Raw genomic sequence first — 17,193 nt, 5'->3', positions numbered from 1 at the left:
CTATGAGCGACCTACCGAATTTTGCCAATCAATACCCGGATGACGAGGAGATCGACATCCGTAGAATTCTGAACATAGCTGCGGACAAATGGTATCTGTTCGCGATTTTCATATTTCTTGGAATTTTGGTCAGTTATGCCTTCGTGTGGTACTCGCAGCCCACGTATGTAATGCAGGCAACAGTTCTTGCCGAAGATGAAGGAAATGACATCTCCCAGAACATTCTTGATGAGGTCGGATTCTTGAGTAAGAAAAGAAACATCGAGAACGAGATTGCATTGCTCTCCTCTCGTTCGTATATGGAACAAGCCATGCGGAAACTCGACCTTGGCATCTCATATCAGGTGGACATGGGATTGAGAAAACGGGTCCTTTACCAGAACAATCCTATAGCGTTGGATTACAAAGCGTCCTATGCCGCGCCTTCTTCTTTCGTCATACACGTTGAGGTATCAGAAGATGGGAACTCGGCATCTCTGGATTATGAGGTGCCAACCCCTTCCGGGGATATAGTGGAGTTTTCAGAATCCGTTGCTTTGGAAGAATCGTTTGAGAACCGACTTGGAAAGTTCAAGATAAGAAAGGCCGAGTCCTTCGATAAGTTCACATCGGGAGACTCTGCAGTAAGCAAAAGTTTTACGCTTACTTACAGAGATGTAGATGCGCTTGCCAGTACCTATATGGATGCACTCAACGTAGCCGAGGCGCGCGATGGTGCCAGCATTCTGCGTATTAAGCTGGAAGATGAGGTTCCAAGCAGAGGCGTTGATATTATCAATATGCTGCTGGAAGTATATATTGAAAATAATATTGAGAAGAAGAATCAGCTGGCAGCCAATTCGCTGAAGTTCATCGACCGCCAGCTTGATCAGATAACAGCGGACCTTGGAGAACTTGAGGAAGGAATCAAGTCCTTTAAAACGACCAGTGGTGTATCTGACGTAAGTTCTGAAGCGGAGTTCTTCTTAACGCAGGTTGCAGGTTTGGATCAGACCATATCGAAAATTGATGTGCAACTTAGTATCATCAACTACTTGGAGGAGTATATAAATAGCGACAAGGACCTTCTTAATGCGTCTCCATCGAGTTTAGGAATCGAGGATCCTCTTCTTCAGGAACTCATCGTAAAACTGAGCGAGCTTGCTGCCGAAAGGGCAAACAGTTTACGATTCACCAAAGTTGACAACCCGGTAGTGAATTCCATCGACATACAGATCTCCGAAACCAAGGAATCGTTGAGAAAGAACATTGCCAGTATCAGAAGTGGGCTGTTGGCATCAAAATCCGAAGTTCAGACACAACTGGATGCTGTTGAATCAAAGGTGAAGGGATTGCCCAAGGCGGAATATGAACTTCTGGCACTGCAACGCCAGTACTCTATCAAAGAAAGCCTTTATCTGCTACTGCTTGAGAAGAAATCTGAGAATGCTATCGTTCTTGCCTCAACGGTATCAGATAACACCATTATTGATAACGCAAGAAGCTCAGACGAACCAATAGCACCAAAGAAAATGCTGGTCTATCTGATGGGGCTGGCCTTGGGAGGCGGATTGCCAGTGATTTATGTCCTTCTCGTTTCCATTTTCGATAGCAGAATCAAAGATATAGAGGAATTGAAAAGAGCCACCAACATCCCATTTTTGGGCATCATTCCCCACCACAATGAGGAAGGGTATATCGTGGTGGGTTCCAACGTCAATTCACCAGTGGCAGAAGCGTTCCGCTCCATCCGTACTAATCTTAGCTTTATTGTCGGGCAGGAACATGATTCCAACGCTTCTACCAAAATCATTCAGTTGACCTCCGCGATGGGATCTGAGGGAAAATCCTTCTCGTCAATCAATCTGGCGGCATCCATGGCATTAGGCGGTTCAAAGACCATTGTTGTGGGGCTGGACCTTCGAAAACCGAAACTTGCTGAGTATTTCAACCTGTCCAACGATACCGGGGTAAGTTCGGTGCTTGCAGGCCTTAGTGTGCTAAATGATACCATCTGCAAAACACAGGTGAAAAACATGGATGTGTTGGTAGCCGGACCGGTTCCGCCCAATCCGGCTGAGTTGCTTATGAGCTCTAAATTGAAGGATATCCTTTCGGAACTGAGCGAAGAATATGATTATGTGATACTCGATACTCCGCCAATCGGTCTCGTAACGGATAGCCTCATCATTGCAGAACATGCCATTACAACCATTTATGTTGTACGGCAGAATGTCACGAGCTTTCATTCGCTCAGATATATCAACGACATCTATCAATCTGGGAAGATCAAGAGCATCTCTGTCATTCTCAATGACGTGAAAGCCTCCCGTTTCGGTTACGGCTATGGATATGGTTATGGATACGGATCCTACCATCAGGAAAAACCGAAAAGCATCTTTGATCGCGTACTATCTCCATTCAAAAGAAGCTGACACTTTTTCTATGTCGACAATATCAATGTCCGATATTGAGGCCGAAACCGAACCACAAACTGGAAACATTCCCAGAGGAAATACCTGGAAATAGATGTTTCCCGTCTGTATATCCTTTCAGATAGTCAACCGTTAACTGTACAGATACATCATTTATTACCTGGTAGCGTACGCGGAAATTCAAGCGGTCGGATGCAGTTACAGTACTTGTCATGAACTTTGCACCGGTAAGGATAGCCGGAGTCGAATTGAAAACCACATCGGGTCCCCTGCGCCAACGTTGGTATTCGATTATTATCCTGAACTTGGGAAGAGGTCTCATTTGCACGCCACCGACCCACGCATCAGAGTTTTCACCGAGAAAATAACCCAGCCCATAATTTGCATGTGCGTAAGTAGTTGTGGGAATATAGTGGGCATAAACGCCAGGACGTATGCGCGTATAACTTGCATAAGCTTTCAAGTTCCATCCGGTAAATGGACGCGAACGGATTCCCACCTGATATCCCAATGAATTGCGCTGTTCGTTCGGTTTGAACATGGTTGAGAGTCTTATCTCGTCTATAAGGATGCTCGCATAAAGTTGCCCCCAGCTGAAGAGGTCGAAATTGAGGTCGGCATATACTTGGCTGTTCTGACCGGCATTGTTCACCTGTCCGTTGAAACTCTGATCAAGTGCATTGTAGAACATGATCGGGATAAAATGACCAGCATTGATGTTATTGTCTGATACGATGACCGAGCTTCCTAAACTAAAAGTCAGATACTTCCATGGCCGTACCGTAATAAGGTTGGCCACAAAGAACTTCGGGTGATAAACCTCCCTATACACTCCATTTCCGGTCATGTAGGACCTTGTAGAGTCTACAATATCGGAGCTTAACCAACCGAAGGTGTACGTAAGCTCCGCCCACTTGATGGGCTTCAGCTGTAGATGGAAACGAGGAAAACTCGGAGCACGTTTCGATAGTATTATCTGATCCTGCGGAGCAGAACCTAACTGTAGATGGTCTTTCAGTATTCCCACCTGTCCCCACTTCCATCCATAGGTTACGCCACCACGGATCTCATAATACTCTTTGGCGTTTTGGACGGTTGCGCTTTTACGTGAAACCCCTCCAAGATCCGGACTCAGATTGGGCAATGAGTTCCAATTGGGCTGATCGAGGTAGTCTCTGGCACTGAAATAAAACCCGAACCCTTTGCCTATTCTGCCAAACACTTCTCCACCCCAATTCTGAAATCGCCTCAGGTCTCGGTCTGTATTTATCATCCCCACACCTGTGATTATCGGGTTTACGGTTACCTGAAACAGATCATTGGCGAAATAGAGCAGGTCCAAGCGTTTCTTAATGCCGTGTTCATCAAAGGTTCTTCGTTTGAAGAATTTGCCTGTTCGATGCACCTTACCGGTTCCCAGGTCTTTACCGAATTCCTGTTTCCAAAAATCCAATTCTGCCCGCTGTACCTTATTCAGTCTGGCGGAGGAATCCGCAGCCCAAAGCATGGTGGCAATTTCCTTTCTGGAAAGCGGTTTTACGGCCGGGTTGTACTCTACAATGCCCAAGATTCGCAGTTCCGAGAGAAAATTATACACATCCTCATGATCTGTGTGATACGGAATATACTGTGCATGCACGCTTATTGATGAAAAAGAAAGAACAGTCAGACTGACCACAAGTAAGAAGATTCTCTTCATCATACTGCGTTTTTCTCACCTCGAACCATGTTCCACACCGTTCTCCAAATGATTTTCAGGTCTAACAGAAACGACCAATTTTCAATATACCAGATATCATATTCTACCCTCTTCTCCATGTCGATAAGTTCCTTGGTTTCTCCTCGGTAACCATTTACCTGTGCCCACCCCGTTATGCCGGGTTTGGCAAAATGGCGAACGAGGTAATTGTCAATCAGGGCAGAGTACTGCTCTGTATGTTTCAGCATATGAGGCCGCGGCCCAACCACTGACATGCTTCCTGTAAGAACATTGAAAAATTGCGGAAGCTCATCAAGATTGGTCTTCCGCATCAATTTTCCAACAGTTGTTATCCGTGGATCGGCCGATGTTGCCTGTAGTTCATCCGAAAGATCGTTGACTCTCATTGTACGGAACTTCATGCATATGAATTCATGATTATCCTCCCCCGTACGCAGTTGCCGGAAAAAAACAGGCCCTCGGGAACTCATCTTGACCAATACGATGAGAATGGGGAACAACCAGGAGAATATGAGGACAATGACAGCCAATGAAAATGCCATGTCGAAAAGCTTTTTCAGTAGCCTGTTCATGGGCAGTTCCAAAGGTTCTTTCCGAACCATCATTACCGGGATATGGCCGTAAAAGTCAATATTCACATGTCTTCCCTTGGTGTAGGAGTAAAAGTTGGGTATGAACTTGATCCGAACCATGTATTTCTCTGCCAGAAAAATGGTCTGCCTGATGATCTCTGGTCTATCCGACCGAAGTGCCATATAGATCTCATGTACCTTATTGTGTTGGAGAAACGGCTCCAATTCTGCTATTGGACCGATGATTCGAGCCAAATCGACCTCAGCCACGTTTCTGTCTCCGAAAAACCCCAGAAGTCTGAACCCGAACGAAATATCAGACTCCAACACCTCCGCGATCTTTACGGCCATATTTCCAGTACCTATCACTACAATTCTCCTGAAGTTGTAGCCCTTGGAACGCGCATACTTGAGGGACTTCAGAAAAAGTACTCTTGAAATGGCCACACTCGCACCGAATGCCAAGTAAAAGAAAAACAGGTGCAACCTCGAGAGATGGTCGTAGTCTAACATAAGCAGGAATAGCGCAACAGACATGATGTGGATGAGTAGCATTCTTATGGTCCTCATCAGTAACTTTTCAATTCTGTCAACGCGTAGCAAAGCATAGGCGTCCATGTACAGCACTAAGGCTATCCAAAGTACGTTTGCCAGTAACCAGATGGTACGTGTTTCCGATTCGGCCAATCGTGACGTGTTGCCATGACGGAGGTAAAGCGAAGTAAGGAATCCCGCATTCAGCAATACCAAATCCCACAGCAACACCGTTAACTTCACATAACGGGAGAATCTGTAAGAAGCGAGGAGTCTAAGCAATGACATCCTGGTAGGTTGGATTATCTCGGCCCTAAGTTAAAGACGCGCCTGTAAAAAGCTATCAGCTTTTGAGACTCATGCTCCCATGACAGTTCTTTGACGACCCTCTCATATCCATAGTTTCCCATTTCAGCCCTCCTCTCATCATATTCCAATAACTCGTTCATCTTTAATGCGAAATCATTTACATCCACGGCATACAGAGATGCTTCGCGGGCCGAGAATTTCCCTTCCTTCAAATCGAACTGGACAATCGGCTTTTTCAGTGCCATGTACTCCATTATTTTGTTCATCGTGCTGAGATTGTTCATTTCTGTGGGACGATCTGGATTTACGCAGATATCCGATGTGTTGAGCACTTCGATTAGGGTTCGGTCGTCAACCCTTCCATAAAAATCTACATTATCTCTGATTCCGAGTTTGTCGCAATAGGATTTCATCGGTTGTAAAGATGTTCCGTCTCCAATAATTGCTAATTGCACGTCATCACGTATTTCGAGCAGCATCTTGAAACTCTCAAGTAGAAGGTCAATCCCTTCCTGTGCTCCTATCACACCAACATATCCAACCAGAAACCTCTTTCCTTTCTTGTATTTTGGGATAGGATTTATCAGACTGAGCCTTTCCAGTTTCGGACCACTACGCACAACCTGAACCTTATCAGGGTCTATTCCTCCTCTCCGTATGGCTATCTCCTTGTAAGATTCGTTTGTGGCAATGCTGTAGCTGGCAGTTAAGAATGTCAGCTTTTCAAGTACCATCATAAGATGGTAAAATACGCCCTTCTTATTATACTTGGCGATATATAATTCGGGATTGATGTCATGATGGTCGAAGACGAACTTCACCCCGAGTAGCCTGAACCACAAAGCAACAAGGAAGATGAGATCCGGTGGGTTACAACCGTGGATAATATCGAACCGATGCTTGAAATATACTTTCCAAGCAAGCCACCATTCCCAGAAAAGAGCCGTGGAATATTCGAGCAGGTATCCGATGGCCCCATCGGCCTCAAATGGAAGTGGATGGCGATAAATATCAATACCGTTAAGAGTCTCATGTCTTTTCGTATATCCTTTCATTACAGGGCAAATGATGCTGACCTTGGCTCCATTTTCCTTTAAGGTATTGGCCTCTTGCCAAACTCTTCGGTCAAATGGAAGAGGAAGGTTCTCAACAATGATCAGAATATGTTTCCCTTCGAAAGGTCTCATTCTACCAGTTGATGCCCATGTATTGATTGGAATCCTTAATGCGGTCTGCTATTCCCACCATGTCCAAAATCACTTTATTTTCACATTTTTCGATTGCAGACACGAAATAAGATTCCTTGTTGCAGAGTACAATAACATCAGCGGTATCGATTTCGTCCTTCAGGTCTCCGTCCAACATGAGTTCTGTGAGATGAGGAATTTTCCGGTTGATAAAGTCCAGATTTTTACCCGTCAGGCGTGCCAAGTTGATGTTCTTATCATAAATACCGATGTCAAACCCGCGCCCCAACAGACTTTCCACAACCTCAACGTTTGGGCTGTTCCGTAAGTCGTCTGTTCCTGCCTTGAAGCTGATTCCAAGAAAAAGGATCCGTTTGCCAAAGTACTTGCTCAATTTCTTTATGGCTCTTTGTACTTGAATTTCATTGGTTCGATTGATACTGTCTATCAGCGGAACATCAAGATAGAGGTCATGTGCTAAGGTTTGGAGACCACCTAAGTCTTTTGGAAGACATGAGCCGCCATAGGCAAATCCAGGCTTCATGTAATATGGTGAAATGTTGAGCTGCGTGTCCATACAGAGAATGTCCATCACCTGCTTAGAATCAATGTTCAGCTCACTACAGATGTTGCCCACCTCATTGGCAAAGGATATTTTGAGTGCATGAAAGGTGTTGTTTATATACTTCATTATCTCTGCAGTACGGGTATCGACCCTTACAAGAGGGGCAGATAACGAAGCATAGAGTTTTCCCACCATATCCAAGGCTTTTTCTGATCCGCCACCAATGAGCGTAAGCGGTGGATTGAAGTAATCATGGACAGCTGAACCTTCTCGAAGGAACTCCGGATTATCCACAATATCGAAATCCTTTCCTTCTTTTTTACCTGAAACGGACTCTATTATGCGCCCTACCTTTTCGCAGGTACCTGGCAGAATAGTTGATCTTACGGCCACTACGTGGTATTCTTGTTTTTCTTTGATCGCTTTGCCAATATTCTCAGCAACCTTGAATATGTAGTCAAGATTCAGGTGTCCTTTCTCTGTAGAAGGGGTGCCAACACAGATAATGGATGTATCCGAATTAAGAACTGCCTCTTTAGAGTCGATAGTGGCACTGACCAAGCCACTTTTCACTCCATTCTCAATTATCGCATCAATATCCTTTTCTACAATTGTGGCAATGCCTTGATTTATCTGATTGACCTTATCCTGGTTTACATCAACCCCTATAACCTTGAATCCGTTCTTTGCCAAACATCCCAAGCTTACACAGCCCACATAGCCTAATCCGAAAATGCTTACTCTCATATTTAAAACTGGTACCAAAAAAATCTATGAATCGGCAAAAGAATGGAATTTAGCACAGACCCGCCCTCTTTTTTGTCCTTTCCTTTAAGTTTAAGTTCTACCTCTGACTTTGACCGCAGCCTGTTCCCGTCAAACAGCATCCCTACCTTGAATTTTTCTTGGTTGCTCAGCATAGACAGTACGTGGCTTAAATCCACGTTCAGATCTTCAGAGAGTTGGTTAAAGAGTTTTTCAGGTTCAGACACCAGTTGGTCGTAACTTATTGTAGAGCATCGATGCGATTTTTTGAGGCCGTAAAGAACATACCTGGCAAGCACGTTAACCACAAATAAATAGACGTGTGCAGAAAATGCAGACTTTGCCGGTTGCTCAACATCCTTTTTGCCAAATGAATTGACCACATCGCCCGGATTTCTTTGCAGATAAACAAAGCTGATCTTGTCTCCGAAAATCTTAGACAGATGCTCTGCACGCATTGGATATTTTGACGAGTCGATAATTATCGAACAACCTCCCGATCTTTCGTCAATTGCTGCAAACAGTTGTTGATTGAAGATTTCGTAGGCTTCCATCTGCTTCCTTCCAACAACGTACTTGTAAAAGAAACCGCTGTGATATTCCAACTTTTCCGCAGTTTTCTTCAGTTGTTCAGAAAGAAGACCAACGCAATTTCGAACGTCAGACCACAAATCTGCCACCTCTTTATCTCTTGCGGAATGAGGCACCCCATTGCGCTTTAAAAACCGATTGAGTTCCCCAGCCGAAAACACCTCATGCTGGTTTCCGAGAAGAATATCCAAAAGCGTGGTGCCGCTACGGCCAGCCCCAATAATATAAATGATCTCCAAGCTCTACTTATCTACAAAACTCTTCATCCAAAAGTACATGGAAATGAGCTGGTAAAGCTGTTTTTCGTAGTTCTGTTTTCCATTACGATGATGTGCAAAAAGTTGGGCCAGTTCCTTCTTGTTGAAGTAGTTTCCGAAGAAACCGTTGTCATTCATCAGCAACGATTCTATTTGCTTGCCGGTCTCTTCCTTCAACCACTTTTTACGTGGGGTTGCAAAGTGCTGCTTCTTTCGATGTACGATTTCGCTTGGCAGGTACTTTTCTGCAAATCGCTTATGGAGCAACTTATTCTTCTTTAACGAGACCTTAAGTGCTGACTTGACTGATTCGGCAAACTCCATCAACTCAATGTCCAAGAAAGGCACCCGCACTTCTAACGAATGGTACATTGCTATCTTGTCCGTGTAGAGAAGAAGATCATCACTCAGGTTCATTCGTGCGTCAAATGCCATTAATGCATCTGCTTCCGTCATCTTGTTTAGACCGTACGTATCCAGTGCATATTCGAAGTGCGCAGTCAGGTTTGCTTTGGTCCTTTCTGGATGATATTCATTCACTAATTTGCCAAGAAATCGGTCATCCAGCACAGAACAGGTTTCGATGAATCGCTCACTGCGAGACTTTTTTGACATGGTGTTCAATGCCCTACGGCTTTTGTCACCTTTCAACACCTCGAAAACAAAAGGAACAGAGCTGTAAGGAAGATTTGGCATCTTACCCATAAGGTTCTGCAAGTTGTACTTGGGATATCCGCCCCAAGGCTCATCAACACCTTGGCCGCTCAATACTACCTTATATCCATCTTGGTGTATGTTCTTGGCCAAATGGAACATGGGTGTGATTGACTGAGAACCAAGCGGCTCTTCAATTATCTTGATAAACTTTGCCAGATCTTCAACGAAGTTGGACTTAGGTATAATAACAGGAACATGATTCAGTCCAATGATCTGGGCACTTCGAGCCGCACTTTTGACCTCGTCTATCTCAGTAACATCATCAAAACCGGCCGTATAAGAATTATAGCTTTCACCTGTGATATTTTTAGCAATCTGAGCTACTAAGGCCGAGTCAACACCGCCACTCAACATAATTGAAATAGGAACATCGCTTAGCAACTGCCGCTCAACAGCCTTAACCAGCTTCTGTTCGTACGCTTCGAGTGCTTCTTCTACACTGTAATCAGCCTTTTTAGGCCTGTAGCTGTAGAAAATCTGGCCGGAAAGTCGGTTGGATTTCAGGTCGAACTTGATGTAATGACCAGGTCTTAACTTGAAAACGTTCTTGAACAGTGTTTCAGGCGAAGGATTATATCTAAGCTTAAGAAACGTCTCTAAGTTCTCTTGTTGCAGTTCCAGATCCTTGACCGCTGACCTGATCACTTTCAGTTCAGAGGAGAAAATAAACCGTTTACCATCCCAGAAATAGTAGATTGGTTTAACCCCGAACGGGTCTCGTGCCAACACCAGTTCTTGTGCGGTCGGATTGTAGTGGCAAAAGGCAAAGATGCCATTGAGTTTATTGAGAATCGCCACATTTGACTGGTCGAACGCTTTGAGCAACGTTTCTGAATCTGAATGGCTGTGATACTCAAATTGAGTATGCAATGGCCGTAGATCCATGTGGTTGTATATCTCTCCGTTGAAAACCAGCTTACTTCCAACCGATTCATTACTCATCGGTTGATTTCCAGATTCTGAGACATCAACAATTGCTAATCTGGTGTGTCCCAGGCAAACAGGAACATCATTGCAGTTAAACCTGTCTAAGCGTTGATACTCGGGGCCACGATGCTTCAACAGATTCAGTTCAGAATCGGTCAATTCAAAATTCACGCTACCAAGTATTCCGCACATTATCGTCTTGTTCTAATTGTTTTTGCAGGCACTCCCCCAACAACGCTGAACGGCTCAACATTTTTCGTCACCACTGCTCCAGCACCTATAATTGAGCCTCTACCAATCTTTAGACCTGGCATAATGATGGCGTTTCGACCTATCCAAACATCATTTTCAACAATTACCTTCCGCTCCTGCAATTTGCCCTGCAAAGCCATTGGGATATCAACTCTCTGATAATCGTGAGAAGTTGAAATGATTGCCACTCCCGGAGCGATCATTACATGATCTCCAATTTCGGCAGATTGGATGAAAACATTTTCATTGATCTGACAATCAATTCCTATCAGGACCTTTCCAGGAGAACCGATGTATACATTTTCTTCAAAATAAGCGTTGCTGCCACCTTTAGATACCCCAAGGATATTTTTGGTGTAGAAAACCCTGAATTTGCGTGTTAAGGAAAGGTATCTTGAATTTGGCAGCTTATCAACAACCAAGTAATACAGCATGTAAAGTACTTTCTTCATTTCCGGTTGCGATTAACTGACGTTGGCTAACGGCATGCAAATATGGGAAAACTGCCCATCGGAGAGTGTTCCGATTCTTCTTAAAGCCGAATAGATCAATGTGAGAATAAATCTCATCCGAACGGCCACCAAAAGCACTTATCACTGTAGCGTCAAGTTTATCAAACTCAACTAATTCTCCCCTCAGCAAATGCCAATTAAGCATTTCTGCTTGGTCATAAAGGTCAAACTTCAGCAGTGAGTATTTGTCTGACTTATAGAACTGTTTATAGAGACCATTTTTTTCCTGGAAGTTCCTCAAAAAAAGATGGCCCGAATCTATGAGCTTATCCACACCCGCTAGTTCTGTCAGTTTAGATGTCTTCCACAAATTCTTAAGTATGAAAACGGTGTGAAAACAATCTATGAAGTTACCCTGAAAGTCAACGTCTGTGTAATAGTACCAAAAACCGTCTGGTTGCTGACCTTCCTTCAGTGCGTTAAAAAGCTTATTCACCCTGATTCGATTGACCTCCTCACTGCCAATACCATTACGCAGAAAAAGTGCGTGCATATAGAGGCAATAAGAATTGGAGTTGTACACTTGCAAGCGTTCATCCGTTGGCGCGTAGGATAAAACCAAGTTCGAAGAGGTTTCATTGAGCACAACCAGATCTTCTACAAAAAATTTATAGGTAGTTTGGAGCACCGCATCAATCCGTTTATCATCAAAAAAGTGTCGATACAAGAGTAATGCTTCAACCACGTATGGCGTAATGGTTGCATAAGGCACATTCTCGTCATAGGTTGCATTCTTTGTTACCCGAGGATTTCCTGTTCCCCAGCAATAGCCAGAATACCCAGAACAGGAATTATTAAGTAACCAATCCAAAGAATTTGTTGCGGACTCCTTATTGCGTATATCACCTGTCACAACAAACCTGGCGATGCAAACCATAATGTTAAACGCGTGGGAAATTGGATAGGCCCTTGCGGAATATGGAAGAATTGAACCAGCAAGATGATCTAAAACCACCGCTAGCCCAACAGGCAAAACCCCAAGTATTCTATTTTTAAAATACAGTGTACGAAGTTGCCTGCCTATGGATGAAAACCACAGATCCTTGGGGTCGCGACTTACTAAAGTTGGCCTGAACAAGAAACTATTGAAATCCACTTCGCTCATCACCCACATAGGTCAGACGTATACTGTTTGTATATGGACGAGGCTATAACATCCGATCCGAAGTGGTTTTTGCCGTACTCATAGTTGAAGTCCATAACCCTATTCATGGCGTTCACATCCTTTACCCAGTGTTCCAGTTTATTGAAAATATCCTCGATGTCTGGAGTGCAGATTGACCCCATTTTTCCGTCCAAGAACACATCGGAAATACCTCCAACTGCTGTGCATACCAATACGCAACCAGTTGATATCCCCTCCAGAATTGAAACCGGTAAGCCCTCTGGGTAATAGGTCGGAAAGCAAAGAAGATGGTGTGTAGCGAAAAGTTGCATTTTTTGCTCTCCAGTAACATACCCCATTAATCTAACGAAGCTCAGTTTATTGCTCGTCACATATTGTTCCATCTCATCATAGAATGGGCCATCACCAGCAATAGTAAGCTCTACATTATACTTTGACACTAAGGGCTCAACAGCTTTAATGGCCTCAAGTACACCCTTGGATTTAACTATTCTTGAAATGTACAACAATCTTATTCTAGAATCGGGTGTCAATATTTTTGCACGTACAGAAACACTCTGAACCAAATTTGTGTCCACACAGGTTGTATGAACTTGTATCACCCCTTGGTAACCCCACTCTTTTATCGGCTCTACAAACTGTGTAGACAGCACATTGATCAACCGTGCCTTCAGATAAGTAATCCGTACTAGCCATTTAAAGTGGTTTTGAATTTTTGTAGCTAATGGCACTTCCCAACCATGAAATGTTATCATAAAAGGAACAACCCGAATTCTGAGTGCCGCAATGAACAATAATTCACGAATAAAACTCCTTACATCTAACGATGGGTTCAAATGCGCAAGATCAAAATTCTCTGAAATGAGAAGTTTCCAGAGCTTAAATTGGTCGGTAAAGTAGTGCAAGATTCCACCACCTGTCTGCCCCCCCATTTCAAAAATTGTTAGATCCAACTCCTTTTCTTCGAGGTGGGGAATAAGACCATTCCAGTAACTGGCAACGCCACCTTTACCTGATCGGTGGGGTATAATGAGTAGTACTTTTTTCATTTTCTGAAGACCAGTGCTGGAATGCCCAACTTTAGGTTCACGAAATATGCATTATAGCCATTGACGAAAATCATGGATATAACCGTTGCAAGAGCGCTGCCAATAACGCCATAATTCGGAACGAGAAGAAATGAAAGTCCTATCGCAAGAATGCCGTTAATAACAACTCCATTTCTGTAGTAGCGCTCGTTTCCGGTCATTAAGAGCATATATCCTACGGAGCCAGAAACAACATTGACAAATTGCCCTATGGACAGAATGATAAGGGTTTGTTTTGAGACTTCACTACTGTATCCGCTTCCAAATAAACTGAGAATGAAATCAGCGCCAAAAACCATTACGATCATAACAGGAACCGAAACGGTCAGAAGAATCTTATTGGTGAAGATGAAATGTTCGCGCAACGATTCGTGACGCCCTTCTTCAAAAAACTTTGCAAACCGGGGTGCACTCACAAAATTGACCGCCACAAGCAGAAAGCTCATCATCATGGTTGTGTTTCTGCAAACTGCATAAATGGCGGCATCCTCAGCTGGTAGGTAAACACCTACAACCAATTGTCCTGCCCAAATTGAAATTTGTTGGAATACGGTTATCATCCAGAAATTCCTTGCTTCTCGAAAAAGGTTTGCAAACCGTCTCAGTGAACCAGATGAGACAATGAGATAATTCCTTATAAGAAATACGGAGAAAGTGAAGGTGATAGCCGTGACCAAAAGGTACAGCCCGACCAGCAACCTCAAATCTGAAACTCCTGCAAGAAAAACGACTAAAACCACCATTGTCGGAATAATTAACTTGACAACGGAAATCGCAAGAACTGTTTTTTGTAGCGCCTGTAACATATTTGAGATTATCTGTAAACCCGCTTGGAACGGGAAACAAATAATCATGAAAAATAGGGCGTTATTGAGCTCTGGTTTATTGAATACTACCAGCGACATCCATCCGGAAGTCGCGGTCAGTGCTAAAGCAACAAGTCCAGAAACTACAAAACTCAAGAACAAGGAAGCGAAAACGTCCTGTTTTACCGCCTCATCATTTTCAACAAAGCTCATTTTTTTCAAGAGAACGGTGTCAAACCCCAAAGTAAAAACGACTGAAAGCACATTAAACATTGTAAGCGAAATGAAAAACAAGCCACTATCGACCTGACTCAATGAGTTTGTTACAACTACTGTAAGTAAGAATGATATTCCAGCCGCAAACGTACGGGTAATCAACGCCAGAAAGGACTGGAACAGTATTTTCCGTTTCTCAAATTGAGCGGGTTTATCTACCATTTTTTGTCAGTTCCAGTTGTCTCACCTCGTGCATGTTCATTCCTACCAGCAACCCCACCAAAATCAACGCCCAAAACATCTGATGAGACTGAAAGAAAATACTGACCATGAGCATGATGCTGAAAACAATGCTGAGATTGTGGTGTCTTGTTCGTTGAGACAAATGAAAAGGTTGGATAATTTTTACCCCGATTTTGCCAATCATTGCCAAGAACAGCAACAATCCAATAACACCGGTAGAAACCAAAATATCCAAAAATCCATTGTGGGAAAAGAGCCTACGGTTGATTTTCTCATACATGTAATCCATTCCACTCTCTCTGCCTGTACCAAACGCAAGACGAAACAGGTCGAGTTCTCCCAAATACTGAATCATCGTTCCCCAGAAAACCAATCGTCCAGAGCCTTCAGACAATGCCTCACCACCGTAAGCATTCGTATTGTTTAGCCGCATTTGCACAACCTCAGACTGTGAATAAACCCAAAGAACACAAATGACCGTCAAAACTGCCAAGGCATAGTTCCGGATTTTTTTCTTCAACGTCCTTTGGTTGTAGAAGAGCATAACCACGCCACCGAAAAGCAGCATGACCCATGCTGTCCGGACATAGGTCAAGTAAACACCGAGTAATCCAACCAGTACCAGAAGAAGAAGAATCAGTTTAACACCCAATTTCCTTGTAGCACGAAAGAACTTGAGGGTGCCTATCGAACAAAACGTGAGCGTAATGGCTGCATTGTGGATATTTTCGAACGGTCCAGTGAACAGCACACCTTCAGCACTATACTTCCTCATATCATACTTACCCACCTCGATTGCCAAATCATTCTGAAGCAGACCCAAATGATATGGAACTGTACTAGAAATCAATAATGCGCATAGGTAAAATATGTACTTATCAATTTTTGCGATTGGACTTTTCAAAGCGTACAGAACGGTCAACGGTAAAATGAATGCTATGAAACTGACCTTTACTGCCGTTTCCAGATATATGACTTTGTCGGGCACAATGATTATCCCTTTGATAAGGAATAGTACGCCCAACACAAAGAAGTCCGGAAGCCTTTTGTTTCGGACCTTCCATAGCGCCCCAAAAACAAAAAAAAGCATGATTATTAGTTTGAAAAGAAAACCGAGGTTAGCGGTACTTGCCTTTGTTTCCGCGTGCAGAACAAGTGTCGCAAACGGAGCCATTAATGCTATCTTGAGCAGGCTTTTGTATGAAGGGGTGAAATAATTCATGTCGACACTTTGATCTTTAAGAGACCAAGGTCAATCAGCTTATTGCGCACCTTTTCTTTAAACGTACCCTCAAAAACAGAATGCATAACAATCATAGACCTTGAGCCAACGAACTGGAGACAATAAAATCCCAAAAGAAAGAATGGCCCGATGAAACGTTCATACAGACTCATTTCATTCCTGTGGGCCGTATATCCGTGTTTTCGCAAGATATCTCCAGCAATACACTCATAAAGAGAAATCTGTGCTGATGACAATTCTTCCAGATACCGGTTCGGGTTCAACTCTTTTGGTTTTTTACCTATGTTACGGTGAAATTTCTGTTGCTCCTTGCCAATTTTCCTTAAATAGTTGGAGGCGTCATTGCTTATGACTCGCCCCTTTTCAGAAATGTGCAGAAAATCTAAGATTTTCTGCACATTGGATTCCTCATCAGCAAGAATGTCTTCGTAGCGAACCGTAATAATCTCATCCCCGTAAGATGTCGAAGACCTTATCTTTGACCTCCAACCTAAGGCCGCTACAATTAGATTTTTCTCAAAGACCCTTTTTGTGAGCGATCTTGACTTCATTTTGGAGTAAAAAACCGCCCGTCCATCCCTTATCAAATGCACTACACGAAAATCGGGCAAGAATCTATTAAAATGCTCCAGTCGCTCATGTGCTCTTGGGATTTTCATAACAACCACATGATCGTCAAGTCGATCCATGCCGAAGTAAACGCACAGGATGGAATAGAAAACTTCAATTTTCAATTCTCCACCTGATAGAATGGCCTGTCGAAGCACCGACCTATCCATTGACAACTCCTCAAATTGCTTTTCCTCATATAGACGATGCAGAAGAGCATCTATTTTCTCGATACTGTCATAAACCTGATTCCCGTCTAACAGTATATTATAAAGCAGGCTTGTTTCCGGAAGAACAAGAATCCCCGAATAACGATCCAAAAGTGATGACAAAAATGTTGACCCCGACCGACTGTCATAAAGAATCAGTCCCACCTTAAGTGCATTCGAGTTAAGATTATTCATTTGTAGGTTTGTCAATACCGTCAATAAATTTCAATCCGAGACTTTCTCTTCATCCCAATAAGGTTTTTCCGTGGTCAACACCCTTACAATAATATTGGCCATGCAAAGCTACTAAAGCCATTTGATGACGATTGCG

Annotated in this window: 13 protein-coding genes; 1 reads left to right on the top strand and 12 read right to left on the bottom strand. The window is 43.3% G+C overall.

Annotated elements, in window-relative coordinates; all coding sequences use genetic code 11:
* The first annotated feature begins 2 nt into the window (after positions 1–2).
* The gene (locus tag GC178_09950; protein MBI1287889.1) at positions 3–2,414 is read left to right on the top strand and encodes a polysaccharide biosynthesis tyrosine autokinase; all 2,412 of its coding nucleotides are present in this window, start codon (positions 3–5) and stop codon (positions 2,412–2,414) included.
* 22 nt (positions 2,415–2,436) lie between these two features.
* On the opposite strand, the gene GC178_09945 is transcribed toward GC178_09950, so the two are convergent.
* The 12 genes from GC178_09945 to GC178_09890 are packed head-to-tail and all read right to left on the bottom strand — an operon-like array spanning position 2,437 to position 17,057.
* Positions 2,437–4,113: a hypothetical protein gene (locus GC178_09945; protein ID MBI1287888.1), complete on the bottom strand. Its 1,677-nt coding sequence runs from the start codon at positions 4,111–4,113 to the stop codon at positions 2,437–2,439.
* Positions 4,113–5,528, bottom strand: a complete 1,416-nt coding sequence (locus GC178_09940; GenBank protein MBI1287887.1) for an undecaprenyl-phosphate glucose phosphotransferase — start codon at positions 5,526–5,528, stop codon at positions 4,113–4,115. Before GC178_09940 ends, GC178_09945 begins: the two co-directional genes overlap by 1 nt.
* A 14-nt stretch (positions 5,529–5,542) precedes the next feature.
* Positions 5,543–6,736: a glycosyltransferase gene (locus GC178_09935; GenBank protein ID MBI1287886.1), complete on the bottom strand. Its 1,194-nt coding sequence runs from the start codon at positions 6,734–6,736 to the stop codon at positions 5,543–5,545.
* A gap of 1 nt (position 6,737) precedes the next feature.
* Entirely contained in the window at positions 6,738–8,048 is a 1,311-nt protein-coding gene (locus GC178_09930; protein MBI1287885.1) for a nucleotide sugar dehydrogenase, read from the bottom strand.
* Between the two features lie 2 nt (positions 8,049–8,050).
* Positions 8,051–8,896: a hypothetical protein gene (locus GC178_09925; protein MBI1287884.1), complete on the bottom strand. Its 846-nt coding sequence runs from the start codon at positions 8,894–8,896 to the stop codon at positions 8,051–8,053.
* A gap of 3 nt (positions 8,897–8,899) precedes the next feature.
* The gene (gene asnB, locus GC178_09920; GenBank protein ID MBI1287883.1) at positions 8,900–10,750 is read right to left on the bottom strand and encodes an asparagine synthase (glutamine-hydrolyzing); all 1,851 of its coding nucleotides are present in this window, start codon (positions 10,748–10,750) and stop codon (positions 8,900–8,902) included.
* Positions 10,750–11,262: an acyltransferase gene (locus GC178_09915; protein ID MBI1287882.1), complete on the bottom strand. Its 513-nt coding sequence runs from the start codon at positions 11,260–11,262 to the stop codon at positions 10,750–10,752. The genes asnB and GC178_09915 overlap by 1 nt, the downstream gene beginning before the upstream one ends.
* On the bottom strand, positions 11,222–12,427 hold the full coding sequence (locus GC178_09910) for a hypothetical protein (GenBank protein ID MBI1287881.1): 1,206 nt from the start codon (positions 12,425–12,427) through the stop codon (positions 11,222–11,224). The genes GC178_09915 and GC178_09910 overlap by 41 nt, the downstream gene beginning before the upstream one ends.
* Entirely contained in the window at positions 12,427–13,497 is a 1,071-nt protein-coding gene (locus GC178_09905) for a glycosyltransferase (protein ID MBI1287880.1), read from the bottom strand. Before GC178_09905 ends, GC178_09910 begins: the two co-directional genes overlap by 1 nt.
* Entirely contained in the window at positions 13,494–14,780 is a 1,287-nt protein-coding gene (locus GC178_09900; GenBank protein MBI1287879.1) for an oligosaccharide flippase family protein, read from the bottom strand. The genes GC178_09905 and GC178_09900 overlap by 4 nt, the downstream gene beginning before the upstream one ends.
* Positions 14,770–16,023: a hypothetical protein gene (locus GC178_09895; GenBank protein MBI1287878.1), complete on the bottom strand. Its 1,254-nt coding sequence runs from the start codon at positions 16,021–16,023 to the stop codon at positions 14,770–14,772. The genes GC178_09900 and GC178_09895 overlap by 11 nt, the downstream gene beginning before the upstream one ends.
* The gene (locus tag GC178_09890) at positions 16,020–17,057 is read right to left on the bottom strand and encodes a hypothetical protein (protein MBI1287877.1); all 1,038 of its coding nucleotides are present in this window, start codon (positions 17,055–17,057) and stop codon (positions 16,020–16,022) included. The genes GC178_09895 and GC178_09890 overlap by 4 nt, the downstream gene beginning before the upstream one ends.
* Positions 17,058–17,193 lie beyond the last annotated feature (136 nt).

The sequence above is a fragment of the Flavobacteriales bacterium genome (assembly GCA_016124845.1).
In the GTDB taxonomy this organism is placed as follows: domain Bacteria; phylum Bacteroidota; class Bacteroidia; order UBA10329; family UBA10329; genus UBA10329.
This window is presented reverse-complemented; position numbering and strand designations above follow the sequence as displayed.